The following is a 12,589-nucleotide window of genomic DNA, read 5'->3' on the forward strand; positions in this document are numbered from 1 at the left end:
CATGGCTAGCTTCGCAATCTCCGCCGACCGCTTCGTGCTTCCGGGCGCCGTCATGCAGGGCGGCTACCTCATGGTCGAGGACGGCATCTTCGGTACCTGGACCGCCGAGAAACCCGACTGCGAGATCGTCTCGTACCCCGGCGCGACGGTGGGCCCCGGCCTCGTGGACACGCATATCCACGGCTTTTACAACCACGCGACGACCGACCGCACCCCCGAGGGCATCAACGCCTCGAGCGAGGCGCTCGCCCGTCGCGGCACCACCACCTGGCTGCCCACGACGTTCACCGAGTCGGTGGACGAGATCGAGGCGTCCTGCGCCGCCATCGCCGCCGCCGACGAGTCCCGCGGCGACGACTTCATGGGCGCGCGCATCGGGGGCATCTACCTCGAGGGCCCCTTCTTCACGATGAAGCACGTGGGCGCCCAGAACCCCAAGTACCTCATCGAGCCTAAGGTCGAGGTCTTCGAGCGGTGGCAGGAGGCCGCGGGCGGCCGTATCGTGAAGAGCGCGCTGGCCGCGGAGCGCACGGGCGCGCCCGCGTACTGCGCCGCGCTCGACGCCATGGGCGTGACCACCTGCATCGGCCACTCCGACGCGACCTATGACGAGGTGCTCGCCGCCGTCAACGCCGGCGCGAGCTGCATCGTGCACACCTACAACGGCCAGCGCGGCCTGCACCACCGCGACCCGGGTTGCGTGGGCGGCGCCATGACCGCCAACGGCACGTACGCCGAGATCATCTGCGACGGGCGCCATGTCGTGCCCGCCGCCGTGAAGGCGCTCGTGGACGCCAAGGGCTGGCAGCACACGGTCCTCATCACGGACTGCCTGGGCTGCGGCGGCATGCCCGAGGGCGAGTACATGTCCGGCGGCCTGCCGGTCGTCATGAAGGGCGGCCTGTGCTACCTCCTGAACGAGGACGGCACCACGGGCTCCATCGCCGGCTCGGTGCTCACGCTCGCTGAGGGCGTGAAGAACATGGTCGATTGGCAGATCGTCACCGCGGAGCAGGCCATCCGCATGGCGACGGAGGTCCCGGCGCGCTCGGCGCGCATCGAGGGCTCCTGCGGCTCCATCAAGCCGGGCCGCGCCGCCGACCTCACCATCTTCAACGCCGATATGACGCTTGCGGCCACCTACGTGGGCGGCAGGCTCGTCGCCTAGGGCACCGCAGGCGGGCCGCCGCGTCCGCTCGAACGGCAATCGCGCACTGACGACATGCGGGGCTCGGGGCGACCGGGCCCCGCTTTTCCATGGAAGGGGATACATGAACAAGACCGCGGAGCGTTTCAAGGCCGAGATCATCCGCCGCCTGACCGAGGTGACCGAGGGGCAGGACGAGGCGATCCATAAAGCCGGGCTCATCATGGCCGACACGATCGAGCGCGGCGGCATCATCCGCGCGTTCGGCTCGGGCCACAGCCACGCGAACGCCCTCGAGATCTGCGGCCGCGCGGGCGGCTACATCCAGACGAAGATCGTACGCGAGCCGGCGCTCGGCATCTACGAGATGCTCGACGGCGTGGGCGACCAGTTCTGGCTGAAACTTGACGTCCGCCCGGAGGACTGCCTGGTGCTCATCTCCAACTCCGGCCGCAACCCCTTGCCCGTGGAGCTCGCCCTGCATGCGCGCGAGGCCGGTATCCCGGTGATCGCGGTCACGGCGGTCGAGGTCTCGGCGGCAGGCACCTCGCGCAGCAAGACGGGCAAGCGCCTCTTCGAGTGCGCGGACGTCGTGCTCGACAACAAGAGCTCCTTCGGCGACGCGGCGCTCGATGTCGAGGGCATCGCCACCAAGGTGGGCGGGACCTCGCTCTACACCGGCTGCCTGCTTCTGGACTGCGCCGTCATGGAGTCGCTCGACATCCTGCTCGAGCGCGGCGTGGTGCCGCCGCTCTACATGAGCGCGAACGTCGACGGAGGGCCGGAGTTCAACCAGCGGCTGCTTGACCGCTTCAAGGACCGTCTCGCGGAGTACTAGGCGCTCCCGTTTCGGAGCGGCCGTTCGCGCGGGCGCGTGTACCGCTTGTCTGACGCTCGGCGCCCGCTCGTCCCGGCTGGAACCGGCGCCACTGCGAGCCTGCGCCGCTTGTCTGACACCCGATGCGCGCTCCTTTTGGCTGGAGCGGGAGCCTCTGTGGATGCGCGTGTAACTCGCCGTTCATTTGAACGACGAGTTGCAGGATTCCTGCAATTCGCCATTCAAATGAACGTCGAGTTGTGCGAAATGACATCCGATTAAGAAGTGTACAAGCATCATCCGGTCATCTCAGCCTGTCCAAACGCTCTACCTGAGCATTTGTAAGGGCAGGATGGTGCAGCATGCCATTCGATCGAAAAATGAACGCTTGTTTTGTTCACTTTTCAATCGAATGGTCCGGGTGCCCGCAACGTGTGCAGAAAGTAATCGAATGTCACCCTGTCCACCGGCGGGGCAAGATATCCGTTCGGGCGGTGGGCGAGCACCCGTGGCATTAGGGCGGTCTCAGTGACAACGGGGCGCAGCGCCATGGTGGGCGAGTCCGCCAAATCATGGGGGCTGAACGCCGCGCGTTACGGTAAGCTCTTGAACATAGACCAACAGATTCGAACAGGTTGGTGATTCGGATGATCAAAGCCGAGCGTCAGGAAAGCATTCGCGCCCTGGTGGGGAGCCACGGGTCGGCATCGGTTCGCGACATCGCTGCCGAGCTTGGGGTGTCGGAGATGACCATCCGCCGCGATCTTGCGGAGATGTCCGATCGCGGGGAGCTCGAGCGCGTGCATGGCGGCGCCCTGCGGACGAGCGAGCGGCGCCCCTCGATGCTCAGGCGCGAGTACACGCATGCCGAGAAGCGGAGCCGCAGGGCCGAGGAGAAGCGCCTCATCGCCAGGCGAGCCGTCCAGCTCATCGAGGAGGACGCGACGGTCTTTCTGGGCACGGGCACGACGGTTGAGCAGATGGTCCCCCTGCTGCCGGCCTGCCGTCTCAGGATCGTGACCAACTCCCTGTCGGTGTTCACGATGATCGAGAGCGATCCCGCCTATGAGCTCTGCCTGATCGGGGGCACGTACCGCCCGCGGACCTCCGCGTTCGTGGGGCCGCTCGCCGAGGAGGCGATCGGCAGGCTGGGCATCGACGTGGCGTTCATCGGCGCGAACGGGATATCGGATGGTTCGGTGTTCACCTCGAATGCCGAGGAGGGCCGCTTCCAGGAGCTCGCCTTCAACGCCGCCGACAGCCGCTACGTGCTCGCCGACTCGAGCAAGGTCGGGAAGCGCGACTTCTTCCGCTTCTATGACCTGATCGACATCGACGCCCTGGTGACCGATGCACATCTGGAGGAAGGCGACCGCCGCGAGCTCGAGGAGCACTGCACGGTCCTCTCCTAGGTGGCGGGATGCCCTGCCATGGGCTGCTGCCCGGGCCATAGGCGCAGCTCCTCGAAGAGGTCGTGGCAAGGCGGGTCGCGCCGCCGCCGTTCATGGGATCTTCCGTGGCTATGGGCGAGTGCCCCTTGAAACCTTGTACCAATTGTGTTCATATGAACACTATAGAACATGAGCGCACAGCGGAGCGTTCGGCTGTGCGCGAGGACCCGTCAAGGGAGGAACCATGAGAGTTGTCATAGGCTCTGACACGGAGGGCATGCCCCTCAAGGAGACCATCAAGCAGACGCTCATCGAGGACGGCCACGAGGTCGTCGACCTCAGCGAGACCCCGGCCGCGGACTTCATCGACTCGGCGGTCGCCGTCGCGCACGATCTGCTCGAGCACGACGGTTCGCTCGGCTTCGCGTTCGACGCGTACGGCGTGGGCAGCTACATGGCCGCGACGCGCGTGAAGGGCATGGTCGCCGCGAACATCTCCGACGAGCGCAGCGCCTACATGACGTGCGAGCACAACAACGCCCGCATGATCTGCATGGGGCCCGAGGTCGTGGGCGACGGGGTGGCGCGCCGCATCGCGCGCGAGTTCCTCTCGGCCGACTACGCCGCCGGGCGGCACCAGATCCGTGTCGACATGCTCAACAAGATGGCGTAAGGAGCGCACCATGGCAAAGAAGATCATCGCAATCGGTTGCGACCATATCGTCACGGACGAGAAGACCTATCTGCACGACCGCCTCGAGGAGGCGGGCTACGAGGTGCTCGATGTGGGCACCTACAGCCACACGCGCACGCACTACCCGATCTTCGGCAAGGCCGTGGGCGAGGCCGTGGCCTCCGGCAGGGCGGATCTGGGCGTGGCGCTCTGCGGCACGGGCATCGGCATCACCAACTCGGTGAACAAGGTCCCCGGCGCCCGCTGCGCACTCGTGCGCGACATGACGAGCGCCCTCTATGCCCGTCGCGTGCTGGGCGCCAACGTGGTGGGCTTCGGCGGCAAGATCACCGGCGAGTTCCTCATGGCCGACATCATGCTCGCGTTCATCGAGGCGAGCTATGAAAAGACGCCCGAGCACGACGCGCTCGTGGCCAAGCTCGACGCCGTGAACCAGGCCGATCCCGTCGCCCAGGCGGACCCGCACTTCTTCGATGAGTTCCTTGAGAAGTGGGACCGCGGGGGGTACCACGACTAGCGTGACTGCGGCACGCGGTCGCGCCAAGGGGCCCGGCGCCATCCGCCCGGGCGCGCTCGCCGGCGCGGCTGCACCCGCGAAGCTTGCGTTTTCTTGCTTTTCGAGGCCCGTCGCGCATCCCCTTCTGCGCGGCGGGCCTCGTTTCCCACGGTACAATTGAGCCGTCAGGGTGGAGTGCCAACCGCTTGGAAGAAGGAGCGACCATGATCCTCACCGTCACGATGAACCCCTCGATCGATACCGCCTATCAGCTCGATAAGCTCGTCATCGACGACGTGAACCGCGTCACCCCCGCCAAGACCGCCGGCGGCAAGGGCCTGAACGTCTCGCGCGTGCTCGTCCAGCTGGGCGATGACGTGGTGGCGACGGGGCTCCTCGGCGGGCACATGGGAGCCTACCTCGGTGAGCTCATGGACGCCGACGGCATCCCGCACCGCTTCACGCCCATCGCCGGCGAGAGCCGCATCTGCCTGAACATCCTGCACGAGGGCAACCAGACGGAGCTTCTGGAGAGCGGCCCGACCGTGAGCGCCGAGGAGCTCGAGGCGTTTCTCGCGAACTACGCGGACCTCGTGGCGCAGGCCGCGTGCGTGACCATCTCGGGCAGCCTGCCCAAGGGGGTTCCCGCGGGCTGCTATGCGGACCTGGTGCGCACCGCGCGCGAGGCGGGCAAGCCCGTGCTGCTCGACACCTCCGGTGCCGCGCTCGACGCCGCGCTCGCCGCGCCGGTCAAGCCGACGCTCATCAAGCCGAACCTCACCGAGGTGAACGGCCTGCTCGGCACCTCGTTCACCACCGATGACGTGCCCGTGCTCCAGCGGGCCCTCGCGGACGACGCGCGCTTCGCGGGCATCCCGTGGGTCGTGGTCACCATGGGCGCGGCGGGCGCGGTCGCCTTCCACGAGGGCGCGGTCTGGCGCGCGGTGGCGCCGCGCATCGAGTGCGTGAACGCGACGGGGTCCGGCGACTCCACGATCGCGGGCTTCGCGCACGCGATCGCCGCCGGCGCGGACGCGGCCGAGGTCCTGCGCTGCGGCAACACCTGCGGCACGCTCAACGCCATGGACCCGCGCACGGGCCATCTGGTCATGGAGAAGTGGGACGACGTCTACGGTGCCGTCGAGGTGACCCGGCTCTAGGGTTCCTCCGCCGCGACGATAAGACGGCAGCCGGCCCGCTCGGCATCCCGCGCCACGAGGCCACCCGGGTCCGCCTCCATCACGACGGCGTCGACTCCCTCGAGCGTGCCGAACCACAGAAGCCCTGGGGCGTTGACCTTCGAGGCGTCCATGAGGACGTAGGTCTCGCCCGCGCAGCCGAGGAAGGCGCGCTTGAGCTCGGCCATCTCCTGGTTGTTGGTCATGAGGCCGCGGCCGGGGAGGTAGGACGTGGGCGTGACGAACGCCTTGTCCGGGCGGAGCATGTCGAGCATGCGCAGGGTGAGCGGGCCGGTGATGTAGCGGTGCCCCTTGCGCAGGCTCCCGCCCAGGATGAGCACGTCGAGCGCGGGACAGGCGCGGTCGATGTAGTCGGCGACGGTGAAGTCGTCCGTGACGACCGTCACCCCGCTGTGCCCCGCGAGGGCGCGCACGAACTCGAGCGCCGTGGTGCCGGAGTCGACGAGCACCGAGTCCCCGTCGCGCACGAACCGCGCGGCCGCCCGCGCGATCGCGCGCTTGGCGTCGGCGTTGACGTTCACGCGCCGGTCCTGGACCGAGACGGTGAGCGTCTTGGAGAGCGAAATGGCGCCCCCGTGCGTGCGCCGCAGCTTGCCGTCGTGCGCGAGCGCGTCGAGGTCGGAGCGGACGGTCACGCGCGAGACGCCGAACATCTCGGCGAGCTGCGCCACCTGCACGGACGCCTCGCCGGCCAAGAGCTCGAGGATCGCGGAGCGGCGCTCCTCCGAGGAGAGGTTCGGCATGCGGTGCCTCCGTTCGTACGCAAGATGTGCAGATACTATGTTGCCTTTGCTTTCGATAATAGCAAGATAACGCCTTGCTTTCTCTTGCGTTTTACGAAAGCGAGGCGGCGGGAACCTAAGGCGGGCCCGCAAAGCGCCGCTCACGGGCGGCGGGTGCGCGCCGGCGGGGCGCATCCGGTGGCGAGGGGTCCCAAACCCCTGCGTTTGCTTGCCTTTTCGCGCCCGGCTGCGCCACGGCCGCGGTCGACGGGCGCGCTGGGCCCCGCGTAGAATACGGGGTGAAGTGCTACCGCCCTGTGCGGGAGAGAGGAGACAACATGCTGGTAACCACGAAGGAAATGCTGCTCGATGCGCAGAAGAACCACTACGCGGTGGGCGCCTTCAACATCGAGAACCTCGAGTTCGTCATGGCGGTGCTCGCCGCCGCCGAGGAGACCAAGTCCCCGGTGATCATGCAGACCACGCCCGGTACGGTGAAGACCGCCGGTCTCGACTACTTCTATGGCATGGTCAAGGCCGCGGCCGAGCGCGCGAGCGTGCCCGTGGCGCTGCACCTCGACCACGGCGACGGCTTCGACCGCTGCATGCAGGCGCTGCGCGTGGGCTACACCTCCGTCATGATCGACGGCAGCCACGAGTCGTTCGAGGACAACATCGCCCTCACCGCGTCGGTCGCCCGCGTGGGCGCCGCCATGGGCGTGCCCGTGGAGGCCGAGCTCGGCAAGGTCGGCGGCAAGGAGGACGACGGCCCGGCGGTCGAGGGCGAGAACCCCTACACCGACCCCGAGGAGGCGCGCGAGTTCGTCGAGCGCACCGGCTGCACCTCGCTCGCCATCGGCGTGGGCACCGCGCACGGCGTCTACACCGAGACCCCGCACATCGAGCAGGACGTCGTCAAGGCGATCCGCGCCGCCGTCGACGTGCCGCTCGTGCTCCACGGCACCTCCGGTGTGCCCGACGAGCAGGTCGCCGAGGCCGTGAAGAACGGCATCTGCAAGGTCAACTACGCCACCGAGCTGCGCCAGGCCTACACGAAGGGCTTCATGGCCTACATGGCCGAGAACCCCTCGTGCTTCGACCCCAAGAAGCCGGCCAAGCAGGGCATGGCCGAGATTACCGAGATCGTCAAGATCCGCATGCAGAACCTCGGTTCCGTGGGCCGCGCGTAGAGACGGGTCCCCGAAGCATCGATAGCCGGTGCCCCATGCGGGCGCCGGGCGTATACCGGCCGGGTGCGGGCGCGCCCGGCCGGCTGCTATACTTGCCCCATGAGGAATACCGATCACATCGTGCTCGAACGCGGCGGCAGGGAGGAGCTCTTCCCGGACATGCCCGCCGACTGGCCATATGTGGCCGAGCGCGCCGAGCTCGACCGCTATCCGGGTCGCTCGTGCACCTGGCACTGGCATCGCGAGGTCGAGCTCTTCTACGTGGCGCGCGGCACGCTCGAGTACCGGACGCGCGCCATCAGCGAGCGGACGGTCTTTCCCGCGGGGTCCGCGGGCTTCGTGAACAGCGGCTACATGCATATGACCACGGCGCTCGAGCCGGGGACAGTGCAGCTGCTGCATATCTTCCGCCCGGAGCTGCTCGCCGACCCGGGTGGCCGCATCGGGTCGCGCGCGATCGAGCCTCTGGTGGGGGAGCGCCGTGTGGACGTGCTCGCCTGGTACCCCGACCGCCCGGAGGACGCGGCGTTTCTGGAGCTCATCGCCCGCTCCTTCTCCAGGCCGTACGATGCGGACGCCGAAGACGCCCCCTTCCAGATGGAGGAGCTGCGGCTGAGGTCGGTCCTCTCGGAGCTGTGGTGCCAGGTGCTCGAGCGCGCGCGGCCGCTGTTCGGCTGCCCGTCCGTGACGCGCCTCACGCCGCGCGACCTGCGCTTCGAGCAGATGGTGGGCTTCGTGCACGACCATTTCGCCGAGCCCGTGGGCGTGGCCGACATCGCGGCCGCAGCCGCGACGAGCGAGCGCGACTGCTACCGGACCTTCAAGAGCTGCATGGGCACGAGCCCCCATCGCTACCTCAGGGACTATCGTATCGAGCAGTCGTGCAGGCTCCTCGCGTTCACGACGAGGCCGCTTGCCGCCATCGCGCGGAGCTGCGGCTTCTCCACGGCGAGCCGCTTCGGCGCGGCGTTTCGCGCCGCCATGGGCTGCACGCCCTCGGCGTATCGGGCGCGTTGGCGGGAATTGGATAGCTAGCGGCAGGATAGCGTCTAGTTTGCCGGCAATCCACCCTTCATACTGGCAGGCACGGTAGACGGATGCGGCGACGCGAGATGGTCGCGCCGTGCAGCCGATGCCGGTTTCCAACGAGAAGGGGTGCGCATGGCAGCTTTCAAGCATATCGTGTTCGATGTGGACGGCACGCTCATCGATTCGGCCGAATCCGCCCTGCGTTCGCTTCAGCAGCTCGTGGAGGAGATGACCGGTGCCGTCCCGGAGAGGGACGAGCTGCGGTTCTCGATGGGGCTCGCCGGTAAGGTCACTCTCGAGCGGCTCGGCATCTGCAGCGCCGAGGCGCTCGACCGGTGGGCCGAGCTCTCGGGCGCCCTGGCGGACACGATCACCGTGTACCCGGGCGTGCGGGAGGCGCTCGAGCGGCTGGATGCGGCCGGTGCCGAGCTGGGTATCGTCTCATCGCGCAACCACGGCGAGTATCGCGATGAGGTTGCGCCGCTCGGCCTCGACGGGTTCTTCGGCATCAAGGTCCTCGTCGAGGACACGGCCGAGCACAAGCCGACGCCGGCGCCCATGCTCGAGTACCTGCGCCGGGCGGGCATCCCGGCATCCGAGGCACTCTATGTGGGCGACACGGACTACGACCGGCAATGCGCCCAGCGCGCGGGCGTAGCGTTCGCGTTCGCCACGTGGGGTGCGGCCAACCCGGTCAAGGGCGCGGACTTCGTGCTGGAGACCCCGGCCGACGTGCTCGCGGTGGCCGGATGGGAGCGCTCCTGACGGGCGCGGCCGTCCTCTTGCGGGGGCGTCGCCCCGCCGGTACCGAAGAACGCTTCGAGTCGGGAGCCTCCGTGCCGCCCTTGCCCCAGATGGGTTCCGCGGGCAAGGGCGCTGCGGGGGCTCCCCTCACGTTCCGCCCCACCCCCGGGGGTTTGCGGCCGACACAGACAGCTCAAAATGGCATACAACATGCGAATATGCTTGAATAGGCCCAGCATATTGCCATACGGCGCTACCCTCCTTTGGCTTTTGCTACACTGATTGCATCTGCGCGTCCTGCACGCGGCAGTGGTGATCGTGTTCTGTAACCCCTCGATTCTGTAACGCTTTTCTCGAGATGGAGGACTGGATGAAGAAGCGCACGAAGATCGTATGCACCATGGGCCCCGCTTGCGACGACGAGAGCATCCTGCGCGAGATGATCCTCGCGGGCATGAACGTCGCCCGCTTCAATTTCAGCCACGGCAGCCACGAGGAGCACCATGAGCGCATGGAGCGCGTGAAGCGCATCTCGCGCGAGCTCGGCATCCCCGTGGGCATCCTGCTCGACACCAAGGGCCCCGAGATCCGCACCGGCTTCCTCGAGGGCCACGCGAAGGTCACGCTCGAGACCGGTTCGCACGTGATCGTCACCGCGGCCGAGACCTCCGAGGAGCTCCTGGGCACCGCGGAGCACTTCTATCTCGACCACCTCGAGCTCCCGCGCGAGGTGCACGAGGGCGGTACGATCCTCATCGACGATGGCCTCATCGGCCTCACCGTCGAGAAGATCGAGGGCCAGGATATCCACTGCCTCGTCGAGAACGGCGGCGAGCTGGGCGAGAAGAAGGGCGTGAACGTCCCCAACGCGAAGCTCTCGCTCCCGAGCATCACCGAGCAGGACCGGGCCGACATCCTCTTCGGCCTCGAGGAGGGCATCGACTTCATCGCGGCGTCGTTCATCCGCGACGCGGAGGGCGTCCACGAGATCCGCGAGCTTTGCCGCGAGAACGGCGGCGAGCACGTTGACATCTTCCCCAAGATCGAGTGCGCGCTGGCCGTCTACCATTTCGACGAGATCCTGAAGGCCTCCGACGGCATCATGGTCGCCCGCGGCGACCTGGGCGTCGAGGTCGCACCCGAGGTGTGCCCCACCATCCAGAAGGAGATCATCGCCAAGTGCAACTCGGCCTGCAAGCCGGTCATCACCGCGACGCAGATGCTCGATTCCATGATCCGCAACCCGCGCCCCACGCGCGCCGAGGTGACCGATGTCGCCAACGCCATCGACGACGGCACCGACGCGACTATGCTCTCCGGAGAGACCGCGGCGGGCAAGTACCCGCTCGAGGCCGTGAAGATGATGGCGAGCATCGCGCTCACCACTGAGGCCACCATCCCCGCGCACAAGCCGTTCGACTTCAGCGCCGTCGAGCCCGGCCGCAACGTCGTGAACGCCGCCGTGGGCCTCGCCGCGGTGACCACCGCGTTCAACGTGGGCGCCAAGGCCATCCTCACGCCGACGAACTCCGGCAAGTCGGCGCGCTTGGTCTCCAACTTCCGCCCCATGCTCCCCATCCAGGCCACCACGCCCAACGAGTGGGCGCAGCGCAAGATGACGGTCTACTGGGGCGTCGAGCCGCGCCTCAACGGCCGCACCGTGGGCAGCCTCGCCTACGTGGTCGACAACGCCATGGCCGAGGCGCGCGAGACGGGGGCCGCGCACAGGGGCGACCTCGTGATCGTCACCGCCGGCGACCCCGCGTTCAAGATCGACATGAAGCACAGCGAGGTGTCGACGAACGTCGTCTACGTGGCCCAGGTGATCTAGGCTTCCGGCGACAAGCCAGGGCATACGCGGCGGGGTCCCATGCGGGGCTCCGCCGCGATCTGGTATGCGGTCGCTGGTAGGCGGCGACCCGTCCGCTAGGCCGTGAGCTCGCGGCAGGCGGGCACGAGCTCACGCTCGATGAGGGCGGGGTCGGTCGCCCAGCTCGTGACGAAGCGCACGACGGTCCTGCCCTGGCCCGTGGGGTCGGGCATGTCCATGGGCTCGCAGCCGAACCGCTCGTTCAGCTCGCGTGCGAGCGCGGGCGCGACCCAGAAGAACTGCTGGTTGCCCGCGGTCTTGAGGACCGGGTCCCAGCCGAGCCCCGTGAGGCTTTCGGCGATGGCCCGAGCGCAGCGGTTGGCGTGCGCGGCGAGCTGCCAGTAGAGCGCCGTGCCCGCATCGTCGGCATTCGCGGGGTCGAACGCCGCCTCGAACATGACGCCCATGAGGCGGCCCTTCGCCGTGAGCGCGCCTGTGCGCTTGATGAGGTAGGGGAGCCGGTCGGCCGCGCGCGCACCGCGGTCGGTGCCGGTGCAGATGACGAGCGCCTCGCCGAAGAGCATGCCGTTTTTGGTTCCGCCGAGCGTGAAGGCGGTCGCGCGCCGGGCGATGTGGCGGATGTCGAGGTCGCCGCCCGCTGCCGCCATGGCGCTCGCCATGCGCGCACCGTCGACGTAGACGGCGAGGCCGCGCTCGTCTGCCCAGTCGCAGAGCGCGTCGAACTCGGCGGCGGTCCACACGTGCCCGAGCTCGGTGGTGTCGGAGACATACACCATCGCCGGGCGCGTGTTGTGCGTGCCGGTGGCGGTGCAGGCGAGCCAGGCGCGCTCGGCGCCATCGGGGGTCACCACGCCGAGGGCGTCGTCGGTGGGGATGAGCCGGCGGCCGGTCGCCTGGATGGCGCCGACCTCGTGGTTCACGGGGTGGGCATCGGCGGCGCAGATGGGCCCCTCGAACTCGTCGGTCAGCGCGGCGACGGCGATGATGTTCGCCGCGGTGCCGCCGGGCACGAAGCGCACCGCGGCATCGCTTTGGCCGATCTCGTCCAAGATGAGCTCGGTCGCGCGGGCGCAATGCGCGTCGGTGCCGTAGCCCGGCGTCTGCTCGGCGTTGGTGCGCACGAGGGCGTCGAGGATCTGGGGCGCGACGCCCTCGCTGTAGTCGTTGCGGTACTGCTGCATGCTCGCTCCTTGCTCGGTGTTGGTTGATTTCCGATCCCAACCGAACACATTGAGCTGACGGCACGCTCCCGCAGTTAACCGAACGCCCCCGAGGTCCTATCCGGGCCCCGGGGGCGGCATTTTCCCAGTTGAAGGAATGGTGGAGATG

Annotated in this window: 12 protein-coding genes; 10 read left to right on the forward strand and 2 right to left on the reverse strand. The window is 68.1% G+C overall.

The window, feature by feature from the left end; translation table 11 throughout:
- Position 1 precedes the first annotated feature (1 nt).
- From nagA to FS885_RS03305, 6 genes are all read left to right on the forward strand, one after another.
- A complete protein-coding gene (gene nagA / locus FS885_RS03280) occupies positions 2 to 1,168 on the forward strand; it encodes an N-acetylglucosamine-6-phosphate deacetylase (RefSeq protein WP_144743576.1) in 1,167 nt (388 codons plus the stop codon).
- Between the two features lie 103 nt (positions 1,169 to 1,271).
- Complete coding sequence (locus FS885_RS03285; protein ID WP_144743577.1) at positions 1,272 to 1,985, forward strand: SIS domain-containing protein; 714 nt, start codon at positions 1,272 to 1,274, stop codon at positions 1,983 to 1,985.
- Between the two features lie 626 nt (positions 1,986 to 2,611).
- Positions 2,612 to 3,376, forward strand: coding sequence for a DeoR/GlpR family DNA-binding transcription regulator (locus FS885_RS03290; RefSeq protein WP_144743578.1), 765 nt, complete (start codon positions 2,612 to 2,614; stop codon positions 3,374 to 3,376).
- Between the two features lie 223 nt (positions 3,377 to 3,599).
- Positions 3,600 to 4,028, forward strand: a complete 429-nt coding sequence (gene lacA / locus FS885_RS03295; RefSeq protein ID WP_144743579.1) for a galactose-6-phosphate isomerase subunit LacA — start codon at positions 3,600 to 3,602, stop codon at positions 4,026 to 4,028.
- Positions 4,029 to 4,038: 10 nt separating this feature from the next.
- On the forward strand, positions 4,039 to 4,566 hold the full coding sequence (lacB, locus tag FS885_RS03300) for a galactose-6-phosphate isomerase subunit LacB (protein WP_144743580.1): 528 nt from the start codon (positions 4,039 to 4,041) through the stop codon (positions 4,564 to 4,566).
- Between the two features lie 203 nt (positions 4,567 to 4,769).
- Entirely contained in the window at positions 4,770 to 5,705 is a 936-nt protein-coding gene (locus FS885_RS03305) for a hexose kinase (protein ID WP_144743581.1), read from the forward strand.
- Here the strand turns inward: FS885_RS03305 and FS885_RS03310 are convergent.
- Positions 5,702 to 6,487, reverse strand: a complete 786-nt coding sequence (locus FS885_RS03310) for a DeoR/GlpR family DNA-binding transcription regulator (RefSeq protein WP_144743582.1) — start codon at positions 6,485 to 6,487, stop codon at positions 5,702 to 5,704. The genes FS885_RS03305 and FS885_RS03310 overlap by 4 nt on opposite strands.
- 317 nt (positions 6,488 to 6,804) lie before the next feature.
- On the opposite strand from FS885_RS03310, the gene FS885_RS03315 reads away from it, so the two are divergent.
- The 4 genes from FS885_RS03315 to pyk all read left to right on the forward strand — a co-directional run bounded on the left by FS885_RS03315 (position 6,805) and on the right by pyk (position 11,260).
- Positions 6,805 to 7,656 carry a class II fructose-bisphosphate aldolase gene (locus FS885_RS03315; RefSeq protein WP_144743583.1) on the forward strand — a complete coding sequence of 284 codons (852 nt, stop codon included), beginning with the start codon at positions 6,805 to 6,807 and terminating at the stop codon, positions 7,654 to 7,656.
- 120 nt (positions 7,657 to 7,776) lie between these two features.
- Positions 7,777 to 8,691: an AraC family transcriptional regulator gene (locus FS885_RS03320; RefSeq protein ID WP_186365761.1), complete on the forward strand. Its 915-nt coding sequence runs from the start codon at positions 7,777 to 7,779 to the stop codon at positions 8,689 to 8,691.
- A gap of 126 nt (positions 8,692 to 8,817) precedes the next feature.
- A complete protein-coding gene (locus FS885_RS03325) occupies positions 8,818 to 9,450 on the forward strand; it encodes an HAD family hydrolase (RefSeq protein WP_144743585.1) in 633 nt (210 codons plus the stop codon).
- A gap of 349 nt (positions 9,451 to 9,799) precedes the next feature.
- Positions 9,800 to 11,260 carry a pyruvate kinase gene (gene pyk, locus FS885_RS03330; RefSeq protein ID WP_246060748.1) on the forward strand — a complete coding sequence of 487 codons (1,461 nt, stop codon included), beginning with the start codon at positions 9,800 to 9,802 and terminating at the stop codon, positions 11,258 to 11,260.
- A 95-nt stretch (positions 11,261 to 11,355) separates the two neighbouring features.
- On the opposite strand, the gene FS885_RS03335 is transcribed toward pyk, so the two are convergent.
- Positions 11,356 to 12,441, reverse strand: a complete 1,086-nt coding sequence (locus FS885_RS03335; protein WP_144743587.1) for a threonine aldolase family protein — start codon at positions 12,439 to 12,441, stop codon at positions 11,356 to 11,358.
- Positions 12,442 to 12,589: the final 148 nt, after the last annotated feature.

Origin of the sequence: Enorma burkinafasonensis, from assembly GCF_902150035.1 — a bacterium.
GTDB classification, from domain to species: domain Bacteria; phylum Actinomycetota; class Coriobacteriia; order Coriobacteriales; family Coriobacteriaceae; genus Enorma; species Enorma burkinafasonensis.